The sequence below is a fragment of the Streptomyces mexicanus genome, assembly GCF_902506575.1.
Taxonomy (GTDB): domain Bacteria; phylum Actinomycetota; class Actinomycetes; order Streptomycetales; family Streptomycetaceae; genus Streptomyces; species Streptomyces mexicanus.
Window position 1 is genome coordinate 6,264,889 of sequence record NZ_LR732544.1, and the last position, 23,070, is coordinate 6,287,958.

Consider the following 23,070-nt stretch of genomic DNA (forward strand, 5'->3'; position numbering starts at 1 on the left):
CCTCGACGCGGCGCCCGCTGTGCCCGCCCTGAGTGCCGGGCCGGCCGTGCGACGCGCGAGACTGGTGCGCATGAGTGAGCGCACCGCCGAACCCCGTACCGTCCTCCTCCGCCGCGGGGAGATCCACAGCCCCGCCGACCCGTTCGCGACGGCGATGGTCGTCGAGGCGGGGCACGTCGCCTGGGTCGGTTCCGAAGGCGCGGCCGACGCCTTCGCGGACGGCGTCGAGGAAGTGATCGACCTCGACGGGGCCCTGGTCACCCCGGCGTTCACCGACGCGCACGTGCACACCACCGCCACCGGCCTGGCGCTCACCGGCCTGGACCTGTCCGACGCGCCCACGCTGGAGGCCGCCCTGGCCCGGGTGCGGGAGTTCGCCGCCGCCCGCCCGGCCGACCGGGTCCTGCTCGGCCACGGCTGGGACGCGGCGCGCTGGCCCGGCGGGCGCCCGCCGACGCGCGCGGAACTGGACGAGGCCACCGGCGGCCGCCCCCTGTACCTCAGCCGCATCGACGTGCACTCCGCGGTCGTCACCACCGCGCTGCTCGACCTGGTGCCCGGTGCGACGGCGGCCGACGGCCCGCTGACCGGCGACGCCCACCACGCCGTGCGCGCGGTGGCGTTCGGCGCGATCACCCCCGCCCAGCGGGCCGAGGCGCAGCGCGCCGCGCTCGCCCACGCGGCCTCCCTGGGCATCGGGACGGTGCACGAGTGCGGCGGGCCGGACATCTCCTGCGAGGACGACTTCACCGGCCTGCTGCGGATCGCGGCGGAGGAGCCCGGTCCGCGGGTCGTGGGCTACTGGGCCGAACAGGACGTCGACAAGGCGCGGGAGCTGGGCGCGCTCGGCGCCGCCGGTGACCTCTTCGTCGACGGCTCGATCGGCTCGCACACCGCCTGCCTGCACGCCCCCTACGCCGACGCCGCCCACACCGGCACCGCCCACCTGGACGCCGACGCGGTCGCCGCGCACGTCGTCGCCTGCACCGAGGCCGGTCTCCAGGCCGGCTTCCACGCCATCGGCGACGCCGCGGTCGGCGCGGTCGTCGAGGGCATGCGGGCCGCCGCGGAGAAGGTGGGCCTGGCCCGCATCCGCGCGGCCCGGCACCGCGTCGAGCACGCCGAGATGCTCACGCAGCAGACCATCGAGGCCTTCGCCGATCTGGGCCTGACGGCGTCCGTGCAGCCCGCGTTCGACGCGCTGTGGGGCGGCGCGGACGGCATGTACGCCCAGCGGCTGGGTGCCGAGCGGGCCCGCACGCTGAACCCGTTCGCGGCCCTGCTGCGCACCGGTGTCCCGCTCGCCTTCGGCTCCGACAGCCCCGTCACCCCGCTGGACCCCTGGGGCACGGTCCGGGCGGCGGCCTTCCACCGCACCCCCGAGCACCGCGTCTCGGTGCGCGCCGCGTTCACCGCGCACACGCGCGGCGGCTGGCGGGCGATCGGCCGGGACGACGCGGGTGTCCTGGTGCCCGGCGCGCCCGCGGACTACGCCGTGTGGCGCACCGGGGAACTGGTCGTCCAGGCTCCCGACGACCGGGTGGCGCGCTGGTCGACCGACCCGCGCTCGGGCACTCCGGGGCTGCCCGACCTCAGCCCGGGCCGTGACCTGCCCGTCTGCCTGCGGACGGTCGTGGGCGGGCGGACGGTGTTCGTACGGCCGGGCGAGTGATCTGCCCGGGCGGCGCGGAGACGATCTTCTCCCGGTGTCCTGTCGCGCTACCTGCGCGTCCTTGGCGTCGATACGCCGGGAGCGGTCCTCCGCGCGGGCCGGGTGGCTGTTTGACAGGCGACGGCGGGGGGCCGGTAGGTTCTGCCGGGTCCACCACCGGACGCCCGACCTGGGAACTTCCGTACCCGCGTCGCAGTGCCGCTGGGTCAGGGACGGTGTGCCGCACCGGGTCACCGTCACGGGAGCCAGGCGCAGCGCCCGCGTCGGCGGGGAAGACGTTCCGGACGGTCGGCAAGGTGTGACCCGGGTGGGGCCCGGGCGCTCAGTAGACAACGGCTTTCGGTCGACCCGCAGCCAGCGGGTCCCAGGTCGGCCCGAAGGGCACCGGGCCCCCATCCGCAGGCGGCGGACCCGGACCCGGACCGGGGCCCTCGGACCCGGGCCGGGACGTGCCCGTCCGGGCGAAGCTCCCGGCCCAAGAAGCGCCGACCGGGCGAAGTGCCCGGCCGAGAAGGGCCTTTTTGCCCCGCTCTTGTGGCATCGACACCACCGGAGGACCGTGGTGACACATCCCCCCAGGCCGTGGCCACTAAGGTGGTCCCCTGCGTATGGACATGAAGGGGCAGCAGTGAACGACGGCGACGGCACCCTCGCGGCTCGGGGCCAGGAGAGGCGGTTCGGCCCGCTCGGCACGGCGTTGGTGATCATTCCGACCTACAACGAGGCGGAGAACATCAAGGCCATCGTGGACCGGGTGCGCAAGGCCGTTCCCGAGGCGCACGTCCTGGTGGCCGACGACAACAGCCCCGACGGCACCGGCAAGCTCGCCGACGAGCTGGCCGCCGAGGACGAGCAGGTCCACGTTCTGCACCGGCAGGGCAAGGAGGGCCTGGGCGCCGCCTACCTCGCGGGCTTCCGCTGGGGCCTGGAGCGCGACTACGGCGTGCTGGTCGAGATGGACGCCGACGGCTCGCACCAGCCCGAGGAACTGCCCCGGCTGCTGACCGCCCTGAAGAGCGCCGACCTGGTGCTCGGCTCGCGCTGGGTGCCGGGCGGGCGCGTGGTGAACTGGCCCAAGGGCCGCGAGTTCATCTCCCGCGGCGGCAGCCTGTACTCGCGTCTCGCCCTGGACCTGCCCCTGCGGGACATCACCGGCGGCTACCGCGCCTTCCGGCGCGAGACGCTGGAGGGCCTGGGCCTGGACGAGGTCGCCTCGCAGGGCTACTGCTTCCAGGTCGACCTGGCCCGGCGTGCGGTGAAGGCCGGCTACCACGTCGTCGAGGTCCCCATCACCTTCGTCGAGCGGGAACTGGGCGACTCCAAGATGAGCCGCGACATCCTCGTCGAGGCGCTGTGGCGGGTCACCGCGTGGGGGGTCGGGGAGCGGGGGACCCGGATCACCGGCAAGGGCGGCACGTCCCAGCGGGAGGCCTTATCCGGCCCTGAGCCTGCGCCCGGCACACTGGGAGCATGACGACAGGCGCTTCGACCTCCCCGTACTCCGCCCGGCCCCCGCGCTCCCGGCTGCGCAGGTACCTGCCGCTGGGTGTCGCGGCGTGGCTGGTGCTGGAGATCTGGCTGCTGACCCTGGTCGCCGGAGCGGCGAGCGGGTTCACGGTCTTCCTGCTGCTGGTCGCCGCCTTCGTGGCCGGCGGCGTGGTGATCAAGCGGGCGGGCCGCCGCGCCTTCCAGAACCTCAACGACGCGTTGCAGCGCGGCGGCGCTCCCTCCGCGCGCCGCGGGGGCAACGGGCTGATGATGCTGGCGGGTCTGCTGCTGATGATCCCCGGCATGATCTCCGACGCGGTGGGCCTGCTCCTGCTGATCCCGCCGGTCCAGCGGGTCGTGGGCCGGTTCGCGGAGCGGACGGTCGACCGCAGGCTCCGCGGAGCCGGTGCGGGCCCGCTGGGCGACGCCTTCCGGTGGGCCCGGACGCACCGCCCCGACGGCAAAGTGGTCCAGGGCGAGGTGATCAGGGACGAGCCGGGGGAGGGCCCGCGCGAGCAGCACCCGCCGCTGACACGGTGAGGACCGCCGGCCGCAGCCGGGCGAGGGGCGCAGCTCCCCGCCCGGCCGAGGACCGCCCGCATCCGGGGACTGCCCGGACGGGGACGGCGCCCCGGAACCGGAGGCGATCCCGAGCGACGACAAAGCAGAAAAGGCAGGCGAAGCCGACAAAGCCGCGGGCGCCGCACGTCCCTCAAGACGTACGGCGCCCGCGGCTACTGGCGTGCGCCGGACAACCGGCCGAGCCCCCGGCGGGGACTACGCGCTCTTGCGGCTGTCCCGCGGATGGACGGCGATGTTCATCGCACCGGACCGCAGAACGGCGAGGCGCTCCTCGAGGACCTCTTCGAGTTCCTCACGGGTGCGCCGCTCCATCAGCATGTCCCAGTGCGTACGCGCCGGCTTGGCCTTCTTCTCCTCCGGGCCGTCGCCGTCCACCAGGAGTGCCTGGGCCCCGCAGACCTTGCACTCCCACTCCGGCGGGATCTCCGCCTCGACCGAGAAGGGCATCTCGAAACGGTGGCCCTTCTCGCATGCGTACTCCACGGCCTGGCGCGGAGCCAGGTCGATACCGCGGTCGGTCTCGTAGCTGGTCACCACGAGGCGCGTGCCGCGAAGAGCTCGCTCACTCATGAATCGTGCCTCCCGGGCTGGTCGCCCACAGGACAGGTGTCGCTGTCGTCGTCATCCGGTCAACGTCCGGTCGGCGGTAAAGATTCCCGTTCCGATGTCCCGTTCCGGGTCATGCGTCGCCGTCGTAGCCGCAGCCTTGTCAACCAGTGCAGTACCCACCGGCGCCCGGTTTGTCACATCTGCTAGGAGATGTCACCCAGCGTTTCGGCATCTTTGACGCGCAGTAACGGTACGCCTGGCAGGCCAAAGGCGTACACTACAGCCCTTTCGCCCCGAGTGCTAAATCCTCTCGGGTGCGGGATTGCCCGCGTCGAGCACCGCCCGCCGCACCGGCACCCGCGCGAGCAGCACGAACCCCAGGGCGAAGAAGACCACCAGCGACACGACGGCGTCCCGGTAGCTGCCGGTCAGCTGGTAGGTGAGACCGAACAGCAGCGGCCCGAGCCAGCTCATGCCGCGGTCGCTCATCTCGTACGCCGAGAAGTACTCGGCCTCCCGGCCGGGCGGCACCAGGTGCGAGAACAGCGACCGGGACAGCGCCTGGCTGCCGCCGAGCACGAGCCCGATCCCGGCCGCGAGCACGAAGAACCACGCCGGAGCCCCGGCCGGCAGGAAGTACCCGGCACCGAGGACGACCCCCCACGCGACCAGCGACCCGAGGATCGTCCGCTTCGCCCCGTACGCCCGCGCCAGCCGCCCCATGCCCAGCGCGCCCGCCACCGCCAGCACCTGCACCAGCAGCACCGCCGCGATCAGCGTGGACTGGCTCAGTCCCAGCTCCTCGGAGCCGTACACCGACGCCTGCGAGATCACCGTCTGGATGCCGTCGTTGTAGACGAGGTAGGCGAGCAGGAAGGCCAGGGTGAGCGGTTTGCCCCGCATGTCCCGGACGGTGGCCGCCAGCTGCCGCCAGCCGTGGCCCGCCGGTACCGGGCCCGTCCTGCGCCGGTCGCGCAGCCGCCTGAGCGGCACCAGCGTGAACACGCCCCGCCACAGCCCCGCCGAGCCCAGGCAGATGCGCACGGCCATGGCCTCGGACACGCCGAAGGAGTCGTGGGCGGTGAACAGCACCAGGTTCGCCACCAGCACCAGCGAGCCGGCCGCGTACCCGAAGGCCCAGCCGCGGGAGGAGACCGCGTCGCGCTCCTCGGGCGGCGCGATCTGCGGCAGGTAGGCGTTGTACAGCACCATCGAGACGGCGACCGAGGCGTTGGCGACGATCAGCAGCGCCCCGCCCAGCAGATACCGGTCGCCGTCCAGCAGGAACAGGCCCGCCGTGGCGGTCGCGCCCGTGTAGGCGGCCGCCGCCAGCAGCGGCTTCCTGCGGCCGGTGCGGTCGGCCGCCGCCCCCGCCATCGGCATCAGCAGCACAGCCAGCAGCACCGACACCGACACGCAGTACGGGAAGAACGACCCGGCCCGCACCGGGATCCCCAGCGGGTGCACGAATCCGTCCGCGTCCGCCGCCGAACGCGCCACCGAGGTGAGGTAGGGGCCCAGGAACACGGTGAGCACGCTGGTCGAGTAGACCGAGCAGGCCCAGTCGTAGAAGTACCAGCCGCGCTGCTCGCGCCGCCGGTCGGCGCCCTCCGCGTCCGCCTGTGCCCGCACGGTGCCGTTGCCCACCCGCGCTCTCGCCTCCCGCCCAGGATGCCGCGCGGGCGCCGGGCCCGGCCCCGGCCGGTTCTTCAGGCCCAGACGCCCCGGTCCTCCATGACCTCGCGCAGTGTGTCGATGTGATCGGTCATGATGCCATCGACGCCGAGGTCCAGGAGCCGGTGCATCACCTCCGGTTCGTTCACCGTCCACACGTGCACCTGCAGCCCGCGCGCGTGGGCGGCGCGGACGAACAGCGGATCGACCACCGGCACCCCCGAGCGCGCGATCGGCACCTGCACGGCGACGGCCGAGCGGCGCAGCAGCGTGGGCACCCCCCAGGAGCGCAGCCGCAGCGCCAGCACCCCGCGCGTGCCGTACGAGGTCGCCAGGCGCGGCCCGGCCAGCCGCTGCGCCCGCACCACCCGCGCCTGTGAGAAGGAGCCGACGCACACCCGCTCCCAGGCGCCCGTCCGCTCGATCAGTTCCAGCAGGGGGCGCAGCGCGGGCTCCGCCTTGACGTCGACGTTCCAGCGCGCCTGAGGGAAGGACTCCAGCAGCTCCTCGAAGAGCGGTACCGGCTCGCGGCCCGCCACGCGCGCGTGCCGCACCTCGGCCCAGGGCAGGTCGGCGATCCGGCCCGAGCCGTCGGTCACCCGGTCCAAGGTGGCGTCGTGGAAGGCGACCAGCCGGCCGTCGGCAGTGGCGTGCACGTCGGTCTCCATGTACCGGTACCCGGCCGCGACCGCGCGCCGGAACTGCGCCGCGGTGTTCTCCAGACCGTCGGCCGCCCCGCCGCGGTGCGCGAAGGGGAGGGGACCGGGATGGTCGAGGAACGGGTGGCGTACGGGCGTGGTCACGGACGCAGTATCACCCGTTCGGGTGTGCCCGGGGCAACGGCCACGGTGGCGTCGGCGGCCCGCTGGAGGGCGAACACGCGCAGGAACAGCTGGGCCAGCGGGCCGATCGCCACCGCGTAGAGCACGGTGCCGATCCCGATCGTGCCGCCGAGGACGAACCCGGTGACGACGACCGCCACCTCCACCACGGTCCGCATCAGCCGGATCGAGCGGCCCGAGCGCCGGTGCAGCCCGGTCATCAGCCCGTCGCGCGGGCCGGGCCCGAAGCGGGCGGCGATGTACAGCCCCGTCGCCGCGCCGTTGAGCACGATGCCCGCCACGAGCAGGAGGATCCGCATCGCCAGGGCGTGGACGTCGGGCACCACGGCGAGCGTGCCGTCCATGGCGATGCCCACGACGAAGACGTTGGAGACCGTGCCGAGACCGGGGCGCTGCCGCAGCGGTATCCACAGCAGCAGCACCAGCGCGCCCACGGCGATCGACACCACGCCGATGCTCAGCCCGGTCCGTTCGGCGATGCCCTGGTGCAGCACGTTCCAGGGCTCCAGGCCGAGGCCGGCCGCCACGAGGAGGGCGGAACTGGCGCCGTACAGCGCGAGACCGGCGTAGAGCTGGGCGAGTCGCCGCACGAGGTGGCCGGGACGGGACGAGGCGTCGGACACAGTGGTCCCCCCTTGGTGGTGGAATGGTGGTGCAAGTGGCCTGGTGCGTGACACTGTGTGGCAGGGCAGGAAGGCCCCTCCATGGCCAATTCGGGGAAGGTGGACTGGTTAATATGGCGCAGTGGACCTCGGCGGTGGGTGCCGCGCAGCTCGCCCGGCTGCTCAACTCCCAGCAGGACCGCCCGGCGGGCCCCGGCACGCGGCGCCCGCCCGCCTACCGGGCGCTCGCCGACGGCATCCGGCTGCTCGTCCTCGAAGGACGCGTCCCGGTGGCCGCCCGACTGCCCGCCGAACGGGAACTGGCCCTCGCCCTGTCCGTCAGCCGCACCACGGTCGCCGCCGCCTACGAAGCCCTGCGCACCGAGGGCTTCCTGGAGTCCCGGCGGGGCGCGGGCAGCTGGACCGCGGTCCCGGCCGGCAACCCGCTGCCCGCGCGGGGCCTGGAACCCCTGCCGCCCGAGGCGCTGGGCTCGATGATCGACCTGGGCACCGCGGCCCTGCAGGCGCCGGAGCCATGGCTCACCCGCGCCGTGCAGGGCGCGCTGGAGGAACTGCCGCCCTACGCCCACACGCACGGCGACTACCCGGCCGGGCTGCCCGCGCTGCGGTCGATGATCGCCGAGCGGTACACCGCGCTCGGCATCCCGACCATGCCCGAGCAGATCATGGTCACCACCGGCGCCATGGGCGCCATCGACGCCATCTGCCACCTCTTCGGCGGCCGCGGCGAGCGCATCGCCGTCGAGTCGCCGTCCTACGCCAACATCCTGCAGCTGATGCGGGAGGCGGGCGCCCGGCTGGTGCCGGTGGCCATGGCCGAGGGCCTGACCGGCTGGGACCTGGACCGCTGGCGCCAGGTGCTGCGCGAGGCCGCGCCCCGGATCGCCTACGTCGTCGCCGACTTCCACAACCCCACCGGCGCCCTCGCCGACGAGGACCAGCGCCGCCGCCTGGTGGAGGCGGCCCGCTCGGCCGGAACGGTGCTGGTCGTCGACGAGACGATGAGCGAGCTGTACCTGGAGCCGGAGGTGGAGATGCCGCGGCGCGTGTGCGGCTTCGACCCCGCGGGCTCCACGGTGATCACCGTCGGCTCCGCCAGCAAGGCGTTCTGGGCCGGCATGCGCATCGGCTGGGTGCGGGCGGCCCCGGACGTCATCCGCAGCCTGGTCGCCGCCCGCGCCTACGCCGACCTGGGCACCCCCGTCCTGGAGCAGCTGGCCGTGAACTGGCTGTTCTCCACCGGCGGCTGGGAGGAGGCGGTGCGGCTGCGCCGCGAGCAGGCCCGGGAGAACCGGGACGCCCTGGTCGCGGCGGTGCGGCGGGAGCTGCCCGACTGGGAGTTCGAGGTGCCGCGCGGCGGCCTGACGCTGTGGGTGCGCACCGGCGGCCTGTCGGGCTCGCGCCTGGCGGAGGCGGGCGAGCGCGTGGGCGTACGCGTCCCCTCCGGTCCGCGGTTCGGCGTGGACGGCGCCTTCGAGGGATACGTCCGGCTGCCCTTCACGGTCGGGGGAGCGGTGGCGGAGGAGGCCGCGACACGGCTGGCGGCAGCGGCCCGCCTGGTCCGCACGGGCGCCTCGGGCAACGGCGAGCAGCCCCGCACGTTCGTGGCGTAGCCCGCGGGCCTTGGGGGCGGGCGGGCCATACGGGCGGCGGGCAGCGGGCCACGGGGCTGCCGAGGTGGTCCGCGGGGCGTCGTGACACACCCCGCCGCCGTGGTCGGCCGCGGTCGGCAGGCCGCAGTCCGTCGGCCGCGGTCGGTCGGTCAGGACCGTTCCGCCACGGCGGCCTCGGAGGTCACCGGGGCGTCCAAGGCCGCGTCCAGGTCCTGCGTGGCCTCTGGGGCCTCGGCCTCCGCGGCCACCGGTGCCTCGACGGCCTCCGCGGCCTCGGCGGTCTCCTTCGACACCGGAGCGTCGTCCTCCGGCACCGTCTCGCCGTCCGCGGGCGTGGTCTTGGGCGGCAGCAGGTCCCGCACCGCCTGGCGCAGCGACTCGCTCACCGAGTCGTCGTACGGATCGGGCGTCGCCGGCACCTGCAGCCGGTGCACGGGGCCCGTGCCCAGCCGCGCGTAGCCCCGCCCGGCAGGCACGACGGCGAGCGGCGTGGTGTGCGGCGGGGCGCCGAGGACGGCCTTGACCTGCTCCGCCGTCGCCGGCCCGAGCACCACGCGCGCGCGGGTGTGCTGCCGCAGCGCGTCGCTGAGCGCGTCGGCGCTGTCGAACTGCTCGGCCACCACGACCGTCACGCCGACCGCGCGGCCGTGCCGCAGCGGCACCTGCAGCAGGGCCTGCGGGTCCTTGCGCCCGTCCGCGGCGGCCAGGTGCGTGAACGCGGTCGGCCGGTCGAGCAGGAGCCACAGCGGGCGCTTGGTGTCGTCCGGCGGCGGGTGGCCCACCTGCCGGGCGCGGTTGACGGCGATCAGCCGGCGCTCGGTCTCGGTGGCGGCCCACTCCAGGCTCGCCAGCACCCCGGCCAGCCCGCACTCGACCGCGAGGACGCCGTCGCGGCCGGTCAGGCAGGCGTACTCACCGGTGCCGCCGCCGTCGACGACGAGCACGTCCCCGTGGCGCAGCGCCTGCAGCGCGATCGAGCGCAGCAAGGTGGAGGTGCCGCTGCCGGGCTGGCCCAGGGCCAGCAGGTGCGGCTCGGTGGAGCGCAGGCCCGTGCGCCAGACGACCGGCGGCACGTCGCACTGTTCCTCGCCGAAGCTCAGGGGCAGGGTGCGCTGGACCTCGCTGGGGTCGGTGAAGCCGAGCACGGTCTCGCCCGGTGCGGTGACGAAACGCTGGGCGGGGATGCCGGTGGGCAGCGGGGCGAGCGCGGTCACCGCCAGCTCGTTGTCCTCCTCGTTCCAGGCGAAGAGGTACTCCCGGCCGCGGCCGGCCTTGGCGGCCAGCAGGTGCTCGATCCGGGCGCGGGCCTCCGGCTCGCCGTCGGTGAAGTAGGCGGGGTAGCGGATCAGCAGGTGGCAGACGCGGCCGGAGTCGTCGAACCGGTGCGCGGGGAACGCCTTCTCCCACGCGCCACCGTGCGCGTACAGCGGGTCGGGGTCGTCGGCGGCCGAGAAGTAGGGCACGAGCGCCTCGTACAGCGCGGCCAGCCGCTGGGTGCGCGGCTCGGTGGCGTCCTCGGGCGGAGGCGGGGTGCGGTCGCGGCCCTGCCAGGCCGCCGCGGCCGTCACCACGACGGCCGCCAGCAGCGGTCCGTACGGGATCATCGCCACGACCAGGATCACCGACCCCACCAGGAACAGCAGGGGACCGCGCCGGTCCTTGGGAGTCTCGGCCCATCTGCGCCGGCCGGCCGCGGCGAGCCGGCGCAGACCCCGGGCGATGGTGATCAGCGGGTGGAGGACGTCCGTGGCGTTGTCGGCGGCCGTCCGGGCCAGCTCCCGGCTCCGCGCGAGCTGTGCGCCGCCGGTGCTGAGGATGCGGGGGAGGGGGCGCCGGGCCACTGCTGCCTCCTTGGGGATGCGTACGGCGAGGGGTGTCCCGCTCGGGTGGTCCGGCGGGTCAGAACCTGACACCGCCGAGCAGGCTCGCCAGACTCTCGCCGCCGGCTTTGATGCTCGGCGCGATGGCCGTGCTCGCCAGGTAGAAACCGAACAGGGTCGACACGCACATGTGCGAGGGCTTCAGTCCGTCCTTGCGGAAGAAAATGAAGACGATCGTGCCGAGCAGGATCACGCCTGAGACGGAGAGGATCATGGGAATCTCCTGGTGTCGAGGGGGACAATCACCCTGAGTCCTTCCAGCATCACAGCATGTATCCATATGACAAAAGGTGCAACCGGGTGAGATTCGTTCGATTTCCACCGCTTGGTGGAGTCGACCAGGGGGACGGACGCCCGGCCCTGTTGCGCCCGGCCCGATCTGCCGTGATCTTTACCCCCGGCACCCCGGGTGACCCGGCCGCTGGAGCCAGTACCCTGGCGGTTCACCCGTACGGCCGCGCCCGCTCACGGTCGTACGCTTGGCCCCCCGCGGGCCTCCGCACAGTTCCCCGCAGTCCCCGACGTACGCAGTGAGAGGCGGTCCCCACGCCATGAGTGAAGCCCCTGACCCCGAGGTCGTGGAGCTGGCGACCAAGATCTTCGATCTGGCCCGGCAGGGGCGGACCGAGGCACTCGTCGCCTACGTCGAGGCCGGCGTCCCGGCCGACCTGACCAACGACCGCGGCGACTCCCTGGTGATGCTCGCCGCCTACCACGGCCACGCCGACACCGTCCGTGCCCTGCTGGCCCGCGGCGCCGAGGCCGACCGCGTCAACGACCGCGGTCAGACACCCCTCGCCGGAGCGGTCTTCAAGGGCGAGCAGGAGGTCATCGAGGCGCTGCTGGAGGGCGGCGCCGACCCCACCGCGGGCACGCCCTCGGCCCTGGACACGGCCAGGATGTTCGGCCGCAGCGAGCTGCTGAAGCTGTTCGGCCAAGAATGACGCCACGGGCCGTGAGCAGCTGAAACGGCCCCTTGACCAGCCACGACGACGACAACGGGGGAGGCGGTGCGAGGCCGCCGGAAATTTCGGTCGCGGCGGCGCGGACGCCGGGTCATCATGACGTCGTGATTCACGGACGCGATGGCTGGGCAGGTGTTGCCGCACCGCGCGGGCCGTGATGCGGTCCGCCTGGGCCACCGACGAGAGGCAGAGGAACATGGTCTACAGCAAGCAAGAGACGGCGGGCGCCCCGACGTGTTGTCACGCGGCCAGGTAGTGCGTGGTTCCCGGTTGCGTCGACGCTTGATGTGAGGCTGTGTTTCCCATGTTCGATCCGGTCATAGCGCCCAGCGGCACGCTGCTCGGCCTCCTCCAGCGGGGCCGCGGCGACGGCACACTGCACGCGCTCACCGCCCCCCGCGCCGAGGCGCTGGCGGCGCTGAACCACTGCGTGCTGCACGACCCCCGCCACGACTGGCAGGTGGAGAACCGCTCCCTGTACTACGCCCGGCTCTTCCTGGACCTCGGCGGCGGACTGGACGCGATCGAGGCCCACCTGTTCGATCCCGAGGACGCCTTCGACACCGACGAGTCGCGTACGGGGCTCTCGCTCGCCGTCCTCGGCCACCTCGCCTCCTACGGCAGGCGCGACGCCCTCGCGCTGCTGCGCAGATACGCCGCCACCGGCTCCAACTGGGCCTGGGCCCTGGACGAGCTGGCACTCCGCGACGACGACGCCGGGCTGCGCGCCCTGGCCGAACCCGTCCTGGCGCGCTTCGCCGCCGACGCCCAGGGCGAGGCCGAGCTGGCCGCCGCCGTCCGCGACGCCTTCGAACCGCGCCCGTGGCGGCTGTGGGCCGAGGACGCGCGCCCGTCGATCGCCACGCGCGTGCGTGCCGCCCAGGAGGCCGGTTGCTTCGACCGCTGGCGGCGGCAGCTGCGCCCCACCGGGCCCCGCCCGGGCTGGAGCGTGCAGGCCGTGTTCGACTGGGCCCAGCAGGGCCTGGAACGCGGCGCCGCGCTCCACGTGCCCGCGGCGCGCTGCCTGGCCGCCGTGGCCGGCCCCGAGGACCGCGGCGCCATCGTGCGCGCCGCCCGCGAGGGCACCGAGGCCGCCCGCTGCACCGCCCTGCGCTACCTCGCCGACGGCAACGACCCGGTCGCCCTGGAGCTGATCGAGGCGGCCGTGTCCGACGGCCCCGCCCCCGTCGTGGAGGCCGCCGTGGCGGCGTTCGAACGCATGCGCAGCGTCGCGGCCGTGGACCGGGCCCGCGGCTGGGCTCGCCGCCCCGACCCGCTGGGGGCCGCCGCCGGGCGGATGCTCGCCTGCCGCGGTGGTGTCCAGGACCGCGACCTCGTCCGCGCCGCGCTGCGCGAGGCCGTCCGCGGCGAAGGCCCCGACGCCCCCACCCTGTGGACCCTCGTGGACGGCACCGGGCGGCGCGGCATCGCCTGCGCCGCACCCGTGCTGCGCCACATCTACCGGGAGACCGCCTCCTCCCATCTGCGCGGCCGCGCCGCCCGCGCGCTCGCCGCCACCGACCCCTCCTTCGCGGCCGGCTTCGCCGTCGAATGCCTCTGGGACTGCGAGGAGAGCACCCGCGAACTCGCCGCCCGGTACGCCGAGACCGGTGACAACCGCGTCGTCGAACGCCTGCGCCGGCTGGCCGCCGACCCCGCCGAGGAGGCGGAGGTCCAGACGGCCGTCCGCAGCCGGATCGGCCCGGACAACCTGCCGATCGCCTGACGGCTCTGCGCTCGCACGCGCCGTGCGCCGGCCGCGTCGCCGGGGGTGACGCGGCCGGCGCCTGCCCTGAGCCCGGACCCGCCGGCGCCGGGTGGCGCGGCCGACGCGCGCGGCTGGGCGCGGTGCCGCGGCGGGCCCCGGGGCCAGTCAAAGGCGTGTTCGCCGAACGATTCCAGCCGCTCGTTGAACGATCCCGCGATACCCCTGTTGTTTCGTTCTCACGCGATGCGGTTGAATTCCGGCATGGCTGAGCACCTGAGAGAACTGGCCGACGACCGCGCCCTCCTGGGCCGTACCAGCACCGCCGAGCGGGTCTCGGACATCCTCAGGAGCCGTATCTCCGAAGGCTACTTCCCGCCCGGCACCCGCCTGTCCGAGGACAGCATCGGCGGGGCGCTCGGGGGCTCCCGCAACACCCCGCGCGAGGCGTTCCGGCTGCTCACCCACGAGCGGGTGCTCGTCCACGAGTTGAACCGCGGCGTGTTCGTGCGGGGGCTCACCGTCGAGGACGTCGAGGACATCTACCGCACCCGCCGCCTCGTCGAGTGCGCCGTCGTGCGCGGCCTCGGCGAGCCGCCCTACGCCCTGGAGGAGGTCGCCGGGGCCGTCGCCGAGGGGCGGCGGGCCGCCCGCAAGAGCGACTGGAAGGCGCTGGGCACGTCCAACATCCACTTCCACCGCGCGCTGGTGGCGCTCGCCGGCAGTGAGCGCACCGACGAGCTGATGCGCAGCGTCTTCGCCGAACTGCGCCTGGCCTTCCACGTCGTGGACGACCCGCGCGGGCTGCACGAGCCCTACCTCGCCCGCAACCAGCAGCTCCTGCAGACCCTCCAGGAGGGGCGCCGGGACGAGGCGGAGCAACAGCTCGCGGTCTACCTCGACGAGTCACTGGAACGGGTCGTGGAGGTCTACCGGCGACGCGTCGGCCAGGGCGCGTGAGGCTCCGCCGCGGTCGGGACGCGCGCCGGCGCGCCTGAGGAACCCGCCGGGGCCGGCCCGGCAGCGCGCCGGTCGGGGTGTGTGACGTACCTGCCGCGGTCGGCGCGGCGGCGCGTCGTCCAAGACGCCCGGCACACCCGCCGCGCAGGGCGCGGCGGCGCGTCGGCCAAGGCGCTTGACACACCCGCCGTGGAGGGCGCGGCGGCGCGGTGCGCCGGGCCGGTGCGCGCCCTCGTGGCCGGGGTCCCTCTGTGCCGTTTGGGTGGTTGTCAGACCGAGGACCTAGTCTGTGCACCGTGACTTCGCCTGCATCGACGGACAGCGTTCCGCCCCAGCTCAGCGCGGGGCCGCGGCCCGCGCCGGGCCCGGCCGCCGACGAAGGACTGGCGCGGCGGCTGCGCGCGCTCGCCTGCACCGCGCCGCTGCACGACCTCGACGCCCGCAAGGCGAACCTCGCCGGCGAGTACACGGTGTACGGCATGGCGGAGATCGCCCTGGCCGCGATCGACCTCGTCACGCTCCACATGGACTTCGACACCGGCGCCGACCACGACCAGGTCGTGGCCCGGCTGGTCCCGCGCGTAGCCGCCCAGGCGCCCGAGCGGCCGGCCGCCGAGCACGAGCGGGTGGCCCGCTGGGTCCTGGAGAACCTGATCAACGTCGGCAGCGTCGACCGCGGCTTCCGCGCCGTCTACGGCACGTTCGCCCCGGACGGCACCTACGTGCGCCGGGACTACGACTTCAAGCTGATCGAGGAGGTCCCCGGCCCCGGCGGCAGCGTCTACCTGCGCACCACCGACGAAGCGGTCAACGTCCTCGTCGGCGCCCTCGACACCGACGTCACCAGCGCCCAGATCGCCGCCGAGGTCAAGCTGGAGGTGCTCATCAGCCGGGGCCGGCTGGCCGACGCCCAGCTCGCCGCCGAACAGGCCCGCTACCGCACCGTGCAGTACTCCGAGACCCTGCGCCGCGCCCTGGAGGCCACCCGGCGCAACGTCCGCGCGGTGGACTGGCTGAGCGCCGTACCCGACATGATCGCCGAGGCGCTGGACCACGTCGCCGACCGCTACCGGCACGAGAACGCGATCCTGACCAACATCCGCAAGGCCCGCGACGAGTCCGAGGACCCCGAGCACAAGCGCCGCGCCGCCGAACTCGTCGACATCGTCAAGGACTGCATCCGCCGCCACACCCAACTGCAGTCCCGGTTGCTGGAAGCCGGCCCCCTCTTCCGCGCCGAACAGGACCGGCAGGCCTTCGCCACGCCGGCCGCCACCTCGGGCACGGACCTGTACGGGCACCTGCTCGCGCCCCCCCTGCCGCTGCCGCTGGAACAGGCGATCCGCGTCACCGACGCGTTCTTCGCCCACGGCACGGGCCTGCGCACGCCGGTGGCCGTACGCCTCGGCGACCTCGTGGACATCCTGCTCCCCCCGCCCGTGGAGCGGGAACACCTCGGCGCGGAGATGCCCGAGCCCGACCTGATCGCCACGCCGGACGACAGCCGGTTCAGCGAGGAGCAACTGGCCGCCGCCATGGAACTGCTGGACCTGCCGGCCGACGCGCCCCGCCGGCTGTCGGGGTTGCTCGCGCAGGCCCGCGACCAGGACCCGGCCCTGCCGTATCTCGTCGCCCTGCTGGCCGTGCACGCCGCCAGCCCGCCGGTCGGCACCGCCTACCGCCAGGGCGAGGAGAAGCTCCTGTTCGCCGTGGACGACGGCACCGAGCTGGACGACCCCGAGTTCGGCGGCGCGGACCTCATCGTCGGCACGGCGCTGCTGGACGCGGCCGGCATGGCCGCCGACCGGACGGAGGCGGCATGACCACGCGCCCGCCCGGCAGCCGCCCCGCGTCGGCGGGTCGCGCCGGTGCCCGTGTCGAATTCCGAGGCGGCGTCGATCGCGGTCGCTCGGGCAGCCGCACCGCGTCGGCGGGCCGCTCGGGTGCCCGCACTCCGCTCGGAGGCGGCATCCACCGCGATCGCTCCGGCAGCCGCACTACGCCGGCGCGTCGCACCGTCGCCCGTGTTCCGTCCGGAGGCGGCGTGAGTCCCCGTCGGCCCGGCGGCAGCACCGCCTCGGCGGGTACCGCTGTCGCCCGCACTCCGTTCGGAGGCGGCGTCAACCGCCGTCGGCCCGGCGGCCGCTGCGCGTCGGCGCGTCGCACCGTCGCGCGCGTTCCGTCCGCCTCACTCGCCCTCAGCCGCGCCCGCGCCCTCAGCCCCCCCCCGAAGCACAAGGGGTTGTGCCCGTGACCGAGCACGTCGCCCGCACCGAGCCGGACACCGGCGGCGCGGCCGCGCCGGCCGCCGTCACGCCCGCCGACGTCGCCGACGCGGCCCGGCTCGTCGCCTTCGGCCTGCAGCCCAAACTGCAGCCGGCCCGCGACCAGGAGTACGCCGACCTGCTGCGCCGCCACCGCGAGGACCCGGCCTTCGCCCGCCTCGCGGACGCCGTGGCCGCCGGTCTCGGACTGGTCGTGCTGGAGGTGTCCCCGCGCGCGGGCATGGCGGTGACCGCGGCCGAGGACTCGGTGTTCGCCGTCCGCATGGGCGACTACGCCCGGCGCGCCGCCGCCGACTCCGGCGACCGCTTCCTGCACGGACTCGCCCATCTCGCGGTGGCCGCCCTGGCGTTCCCGCGCCCGGAGGACCTCGCCGACGACGGCTACGTCGGCCGGGTCACGGTCAACGGAGTCGACGCCTTCGTCCGCCAGGCCTGCCGCCGCCTGGAGGAACGCGCCGAGGAGCAGGGCGAGAACACCGACCCGGCCACCGACGCCCCCGGCCTGGAGGCCGCCTGGCGCGTCTGGGCGCGGCGCAGCGCCACCGGCGCCACCAAGGACGCGCGCCGGCCCGCCGCCTCCACCACCGGCATCGTCGCCAAGGCCCTGGCGTTCCTCACCGACTCCGGGTTCCTGCAGCGCACCGGCGACGAGAGCGGCGGCACCTACCGCACCACCGCCCGCTACCAGCTGCAGGTCCGCGACATGGCGGGCAGCGCCGCCCTGGCCGAGCTGCTGGAACTCGGCGTCGTCCCGGTCACCGACGGCACCCCCAGCCTGCTGCCCGCCGAGGACACCGACGACCTGGAACTGGTCGCCGAGGCCGGGCTGCCGTTCCACACGCCGTCCTGACCCCCTGGGGGCCCGTGCCCGTGGGCCGCGGTCCCCGAACCACCCCGATCTGCAAGAAGACTGACGAGAGGCCGCCATGTACGAGCTGTCCCGGGTCCGCCTCTACTCCATCGGGCCTGCCGGTGCGCGCTACGCCGACACCGTGCTTGACCTGCGGGGCGTGGGCGAGCCGGTGCCCGAACCCGCGCCCGCGCAGGGGGAGTTCTTCGAGGAGGAGCCGGCCGGCCCGCCGCGCCGGCCCGCCCCCGCCGGTGTGCTGTTCCTGGAGAACGGCGGCGGCAAGTCGGTCCTGCCCAAGCTCATCTTCTCGGTGATGCTGCCCGGCCCCCGCAACACCCTCGGCGGTGCCAGCTCCGGTGTGCTGCGCAAGTTCCTCCTCGCCGACGACTGCGGGCACGTGGCGCTGGAGTGGCAGCACGTGCAGACCGGCGAGTGCGTCGTCGTCGGCAAGGTCAGCGAGTGGCGCGGACGCCAGGTCTCCAACGACCCGCGGAAGTTCGCCGAGGCCTGGTACTCCTTCCGGCCCGGCCCCGGCCTCACCCTGGACAACCTGCCCGTCGCCGAGGCCACGTCCATGCGGCCGCCCGCCGAGGGCACCTCCGGCGCGCGGGGCCGGCGCCGCACCATGAAGGGGTTCCGGGACGCGCTCACCGAGGCCGGCAAGGCCTACCCGCACCTGGAGGTGCACTGGGAGGAGATCCACGAGCGCTGGACCGAGCACCTGGGCGACCTCGGCCTGGACCCCGAACTCTTCCGCTACCAGCGGGAGATGAACGCCGACGAGGGCGAAGCGGCCGGTCTGTTCGCGGTGAAGAAGGACTCCGACTTCACCGACCTGCTGCTGCGCGCCGTCACCGACACCCGCGACACCGACGGCCTCGCCGACCTGGTCAGCGGCTTCGGCAACAAGCGGGGCCGGCGCGCCGAACTGATCGCCGAACGCGACTTCACCGCCGGGTCCGTCGAGCTGCTCGGCCGGATCGTCGAGGCCGCCCAGGCCCGCGGCCGGGCCCGGGACGTGCACGCCGGAGCCGAGCGGCGCACCCGCACCCTGGCCCGGCGGCTGTCCGCCCGCGCCGTGCAGGAGCGGGTACGGGCCGCCGACCTCGCCCAGCGCGTCACCGCCGCCGCGCACGCCGTCACCCAGTGCGAGGGTGCCCGGGAACGCAGCGCCCTGATCGCCGCCGAACTCGCCTACCGGCACGCCTCCCTGGCGCTGGCCGCCGCCGAGAAGTCCGCCGCCGCGCAGAAGCGGGAACTGGCCGACGCGCGCACCTTGCACTCCGCCTGGCAGGCCGCCGAGGCCGTGCTGCGCCACCGCGCCGCCGCCGACCGCGTGGCCCGCGTCTCCGCCGCCATCCAGGAGGCCGAGCGCGACGCGGCCCCGGCGCTCGCCGCCCGCACCAAGGCCGCCGTGGACCTCGTACGGGCCCTGCACGCGGCCGCCGAGAGCGCCGAGAACCTCGCCAACGAGGGCGAGGAGCGTTCCGCGCAGCTGCAGGAGATGAGCGAGAGCGCCCACCGGGACGCCACCGCCGCGGCCACCGAGGCCCAGCGCGCCCGCAGCGAGGCCGGCCACCTGCGGCAGCGGCTGGCCGAGGTCGAGCAGGAGACCGCCGAGGCCGTCCGCGCCGGCTGGCTCGACGACAGCGCCCCCGACGCCGACCCGGCCCGCGCCGCGCTGGCCGCCAGCGACGCCGAACAGACGGCCGTCGCCGCCTGGGACGAGGCCCGCGAGGCCGCCCGCAAGGCCGCCGAACACGCCCGGGAGACGGCCGCGGCCGCCTCCCGCGCCGAGCTGACGGCCGCCCGCGCGGCCGACGCGACGACCGCGGCCGAGCGGGCCTACGAGGCCGAACGGCGCCTCGCCGAGGCCCTGGCGGCCGAGGAACGGCTCGCGGAACTGCTGAGCCTGCCCGGCGCGGCCGCACGGCCCGCGGTGCCCGGTCCCCGCGCCGCGTCCGACGGCGCGAACGGCACCCGGGGCGAGGCCGGCCACGGTACGGCGGCCGGCGCGGAAGGCGCCGCCGAGCCGGCCGGGACGCCCACGAGCGGCCCCGCGGCCGACGGCCGCCCGCGCCCCCTGACCGAGGGCCCCCTGACCCCGGAGGATTTGGACCGCTTCGCCGACGAACTGCGCGCTCTGCTGGACGACGCGGTGTCCTCCGCCGAGCGGCACCTGTTCGAGCTGCGCACCGCCGCCGCCGACGACGCCCGGATCCTCGGCGCGCTCGGCGACGGCGGGCTGCTCCCGCCCGGCCCGGACGTGCTGGCCACCGTCGAGTTCCTCGGCGAGCACGGCATCCCCGCCCTGCCCGGCTGGCGCTACCTCGCCCAGGCCGTCGACCCCGCCGACCACGCGCGCGTGCTGGCCGCCCGCCCCGAACTCGTCGACGGCGTGATCATCACCGACCCGGACACCCACGCCCGGGCCCGCGAGGCGCTCGCCGACGCCGCCCTGCTGCCCCGCTCCGCCGTGGCCGTGGGCACCGCGGCCGCCCTGCTCGCCCCCGCCCCGGCGGCCGACGCGGGCGAGGGCGAGGTCTTCCTGGTCCCGCCCAACCCGGCCATGCACGACGAACACGCCGCCGACGAGGAGCGGCAGGCGCTGCGCGCGCGGGCCACCGAGCGCGACGAGGAGATCCGCCGGCTCGCCGCCCGGCTCGGCAAGGACCGCGAACTGGCCGCCCGGCTCGCCTCCTGGCGCACCGGCTGCCCCGCCGGACGGCTGGCCGAACTCGCCGAGGCCGCCCGGGCCGCCCGCGCGTTCGCCGAGGAAGCCGAGGCCGAGCTGGCCGAGGCCCGCACCGCGCAGGCGGAGGCAGAGGAGGCCGCCGCCGAGGCCGCCCAGCTCCGCGACGAGCGGCAGGAGGCCGCACAAAAGGCCCGCCGCGCCGCCGACGCCCTCGCCGGGCTCGCCTTCCGGCTGCGCGAGCGCGCCGGCTGGCAGGCCCGGCTGCGCGAACTCGCCGACGAGGCCGCCGAGGCGGAGGCCCGCGCCCAGGCGTGCCTGGAACGGGCCCGCGCCGCCGACGAGGACCGCCGGGCCGCCCAGCGCGCCGCCGACGACGCCCGCCGCACCGCCCGCGCCCTGCGCGCCGAACGCTCCGAGATCGCCGGCGCCCCGGACGACCTGCCCGACGCCGACGCCCAGGCGCCGAAGGCGTCCCTGCCCGCCCTGCGCGAGGCCTACCGCGCCGCCTCCCAGGTGTACGAGAAGGTCGGCGTCGGCGCCGACCTGCGCGCCGAACAGGCCCGCGCGGAGAGCGACGAGAGCGCGGCCCGCGCCGAACTCGACCGCCTCAGCAACAAGGTCCGCACCCGCGCCGAACAGCTCCTGCAGTCCCCCGACGGCTCCGACGGCCCCTCCCGGCAGGCCGCCGCCGCCCGCGCGGAGGAACTGGTGCAGCTGCTGGAAACTCGTATGTCCTCCGCGAGCGAACAGCTGGGCCGGCTGCGCGGCGAGGCCGAGCGGCTGGCACCCGAGGACGGCGAGGCGCACACCGACCTGCCCGAGGACATGGTGCCGCGCGACGCCGACCACGCCCAGGCCCTGCTGCGCACCGCCACTGCCGAACTGGCCTCGCGTACCGAGGCGTTGACGCAGGCCCGGCAGACGCACGGCGAGCTGCTGGAGGCCCACCGGGCGGCCGAGGACGCGGCGAGCGGCTTCGACGAACTCGCCGCCATGCTCCGCGACCTGCTGCGCGAGCCGGCCGGGGAGGAGGAGCAGGACGAGCCGGAGCCCTACCCCGGCAGCCCGGAGGCGGCCCGGCAGGCGGCGGCCGAGGCCCGCCGCTCGCTGCGCGGCTGCGCCGCCGACCTGTCCGCCGCCGAGACCGCCGTGCGCGAGGCGAGCGACGTCCTGGTCCGGCACGCCAACTCCACCCGCTACGAGCAGGTGCGCACCCCCGCCCGGCAGCAGATCCGCGAACTGCCCGCCTCCGCCCTGCCCGACCACGCCCAGCGGTGGGCGGACGCCTTCGCGCCGCGCCTGCGCGTCCTCACCGACGAACTGGCCCAGCTGGAGCGCAACCGGGACTCGATCGTGGACCGGTTGCGCGGCCTGGTCGAGTCCGCGCTCGCCACGCTCCGGTCGGCGCAGCGCCTGTCCCGGCTGCCGGAGGGCCTGGGCGAGTGGTCCGGACAGGAGTTCCTGCGCATCCGCTTCGAGGAACCCGACCAGGCCACCCTCACCGAGCGGCTCGGCGAGGTCATCGACGAGGCCACCCGCGCCGCCGTGCGGAAGAACTCCGACCTGCGCCGCGACGGGATGTCCCTGCTGCTGCGCGGAGTCGCCGCCGCCCTCCAGCCCAAGGGCGTCGCCGTGGAGATCCTCAAGCCGGACGCCGTGCTGCGCGCCGAGCGCGTCCCGGTCGGGCAGATGGGGGATGTGTTCTCCGGCGGCCAGCTGCTCACCGCCGCCATCGCCCTGTACTGCACCATGGCGGCGCTGCGCAGCAACGACCGCGGCCACGACCGGTACCGCCACGCCGGCACGCTGTTCCTGGACAACCCCATCGGGCGCGCCAACGCGACCTACCTGCTGGAGCTGCAGCGAGCCGTCGCCGACGCGCTCGGCGTCCAGCTGCTGTACACCACCGGCCTGTTCGACACCACGGCGCTGGCCGAGTTCCCGCTGGTGATCCGGCTGCGCAACGACGCCGATCTGAGGGCCGGGCTGAAGTACATCAGCGTCGAGGAGCACCTGCGCCCGGGCCTGCCGCAGCCGACCCCGGAGGGAGAGGCGGTGCACAGCGAGATCACGGCGACCCGGATGTTCAAGCGCCCGGCCTGACGGGGGACCGGTCGACCCTGACCGGGGGCCGGACGACGGTGCCTAGGGGTGTGACAGCCGGCCGGTGCCGCCCCGCCGGCGTATGCGCGCCTCGGCCGGGGCGGCAGCCGGGGCCGCACGCCGGGCCCGGCGTCGTTCGCGGCGCAGTGCTCGCGCGGTGCTGCTCGGCGTCGAGACCACGCCGCCGCGCTGGGCCCACACCTGGCGGGTCACCCAGACGTCGAGCGCCGCCCAGGTGGCCACCACCGTACTGGCCACGCCGCACAGGACCATGGGGAAGGCGAGCCACGACCCGGCCATGGTGCACAGGAACGCCACCACGGCCTGAATCAGCGTCACGGCGATGATCAGCACCGCGCGCACGGCCGCCTCGCGCACGGGGTCGGGCAGCCTGCGCCGCCGCGCGGGCTCCTCCACCCACAACGGTCTGTAGGCCGAGGGCTGTTCGGCCCGTTCCTCCGTGCCCCGCATGTGTCACTCCCCACCGCCGGCAGACCACTCGCCCCCGGTGTCCCCGCACCGGCTCCCCCAGTGACTGCCCGCCTTGCGCCCTTTTACGCCGACCGGGTACGGGACGCGGCTCC

General features: G+C 75.2%; 16 protein-coding genes and 1 pseudogene. 10 read left to right on the forward strand and 7 right to left on the reverse strand.

Going from position 1 to position 23,070, the window contains the following annotated elements; genetic code table 11:
* Window positions 1-70: 70 nt before the first annotated feature.
* The 3 genes from GV126_RS27995 to fxsA all read left to right on the forward strand — a co-directional run bounded on the left by GV126_RS27995 (window position 71) and on the right by fxsA (window position 3,700).
* On the forward strand, window positions 71-1,672 hold the full coding sequence (locus GV126_RS27995; RefSeq protein ID WP_159671956.1) for an amidohydrolase: 1,602 nt from the start codon (window positions 71-73) through the stop codon (window positions 1,670-1,672).
* Between the two features lie 628 nt (window positions 1,673-2,300).
* Window positions 2,301-3,146, forward strand: coding sequence for a polyprenol monophosphomannose synthase (locus GV126_RS28000; protein WP_159671958.1), 846 nt, complete (start codon window positions 2,301-2,303; stop codon window positions 3,144-3,146).
* The gene (gene fxsA / locus GV126_RS28005) at window positions 3,143-3,700 is read left to right on the forward strand and encodes an FxsA family membrane protein (protein ID WP_159671960.1); all 558 of its coding nucleotides are present in this window, start codon (window positions 3,143-3,145) and stop codon (window positions 3,698-3,700) included. The genes GV126_RS28000 and fxsA overlap by 4 nt, the downstream gene beginning before the upstream one ends.
* A gap of 237 nt (window positions 3,701-3,937) precedes the next feature.
* Here fxsA and GV126_RS28010 read toward each other — a convergent pair whose 3' ends face one another.
* The 4 genes from GV126_RS28010 to yczE form a co-directional block, all read right to left on the reverse strand.
* Window positions 3,938-4,312, reverse strand: coding sequence for an RNA polymerase-binding protein RbpA (locus tag GV126_RS28010; protein ID WP_003977404.1), 375 nt, complete (start codon window positions 4,310-4,312; stop codon window positions 3,938-3,940).
* Between the two features lie 279 nt (window positions 4,313-4,591).
* Window positions 4,592-5,938, reverse strand: coding sequence for an MFS transporter (locus GV126_RS28015; protein WP_159671962.1), 1,347 nt, complete (start codon window positions 5,936-5,938; stop codon window positions 4,592-4,594).
* 62 nt (window positions 5,939-6,000) lie between these two features.
* On the reverse strand, window positions 6,001-6,768 hold the full coding sequence (locus GV126_RS28020; protein WP_159671964.1) for a glycerophosphodiester phosphodiesterase family protein: 768 nt from the start codon (window positions 6,766-6,768) through the stop codon (window positions 6,001-6,003).
* Entirely contained in the window at window positions 6,765-7,430 is a 666-nt protein-coding gene (yczE, locus tag GV126_RS28025) for a membrane protein YczE (RefSeq protein ID WP_159671966.1), read from the reverse strand. Before yczE ends, GV126_RS28020 begins: the two co-directional genes overlap by 4 nt.
* 113 nt (window positions 7,431-7,543) lie before the next feature.
* Here yczE and GV126_RS28030 point away from each other — a divergent pair, with 113 nt between their 5' ends.
* On the forward strand, window positions 7,544-9,043 hold the full coding sequence (locus GV126_RS28030) for an SCO1417 family PLP biosynthesis transcription factor (RefSeq protein WP_159671968.1): 1,500 nt from the start codon (window positions 7,544-7,546) through the stop codon (window positions 9,041-9,043).
* A 149-nt stretch (window positions 9,044-9,192) separates the two neighbouring features.
* On the opposite strand, the gene GV126_RS28035 is transcribed toward GV126_RS28030, so the two are convergent.
* Together GV126_RS28035 and GV126_RS28040 are read right to left on the reverse strand one after the other, a co-directional pair.
* Window positions 9,193-10,884, reverse strand: coding sequence for an ATP-binding cassette domain-containing protein (locus GV126_RS28035; protein ID WP_236570136.1), 1,692 nt, complete (start codon window positions 10,882-10,884; stop codon window positions 9,193-9,195).
* A 58-nt stretch (window positions 10,885-10,942) separates the two neighbouring features.
* Window positions 10,943-11,137, reverse strand: a complete 195-nt coding sequence (locus tag GV126_RS28040; protein ID WP_028423119.1) for a hypothetical protein — start codon at window positions 11,135-11,137, stop codon at window positions 10,943-10,945.
* 337 nt (window positions 11,138-11,474) lie between these two features.
* Here GV126_RS28040 and GV126_RS28045 point away from each other — a divergent pair, with 337 nt between their 5' ends.
* The 6 genes from GV126_RS28045 to GV126_RS28070 all read left to right on the forward strand — a co-directional run bounded on the left by GV126_RS28045 (window position 11,475) and on the right by GV126_RS28070 (window position 22,486).
* On the forward strand, window positions 11,475-11,867 hold the full coding sequence (locus GV126_RS28045) for an ankyrin repeat domain-containing protein (protein ID WP_159671970.1): 393 nt from the start codon (window positions 11,475-11,477) through the stop codon (window positions 11,865-11,867).
* Between the two features lie 325 nt (window positions 11,868-12,192).
* Complete coding sequence (locus GV126_RS28050; RefSeq protein ID WP_159671972.1) at window positions 12,193-13,614, forward strand: HEAT repeat domain-containing protein; 1,422 nt, start codon at window positions 12,193-12,195, stop codon at window positions 13,612-13,614.
* 243 nt (window positions 13,615-13,857) lie between these two features.
* Complete coding sequence (locus GV126_RS28055; protein ID WP_159671974.1) at window positions 13,858-14,553, forward strand: GntR family transcriptional regulator; 696 nt, start codon at window positions 13,858-13,860, stop codon at window positions 14,551-14,553.
* A gap of 296 nt (window positions 14,554-14,849) precedes the next feature.
* Complete coding sequence (locus GV126_RS28060; RefSeq protein ID WP_159671976.1) at window positions 14,850-16,376, forward strand: hypothetical protein; 1,527 nt, start codon at window positions 14,850-14,852, stop codon at window positions 16,374-16,376.
* Window positions 16,377-16,803: 427 nt separating this feature from the next.
* The gene (locus tag GV126_RS28065; RefSeq protein ID WP_159671978.1) at window positions 16,804-17,688 is read left to right on the forward strand and encodes a hypothetical protein; all 885 of its coding nucleotides are present in this window, start codon (window positions 16,804-16,806) and stop codon (window positions 17,686-17,688) included.
* Window positions 17,689-17,764: 76 nt separating this feature from the next.
* A complete protein-coding gene (locus tag GV126_RS28070) occupies window positions 17,765-22,486 on the forward strand; it encodes a coiled-coil domain-containing protein (protein WP_159671980.1) in 4,722 nt (1,573 codons plus the stop codon).
* Window positions 22,487-22,528: 42 nt separating this feature from the next.
* Here the strand turns inward: GV126_RS28070 and GV126_RS28075 are convergent.
* A pseudogene (locus GV126_RS28075) lies at window positions 22,529-22,945 on the reverse strand (hypothetical protein); the annotation flags it as partial.
* Window positions 22,946-23,070: the final 125 nt, after the last annotated feature.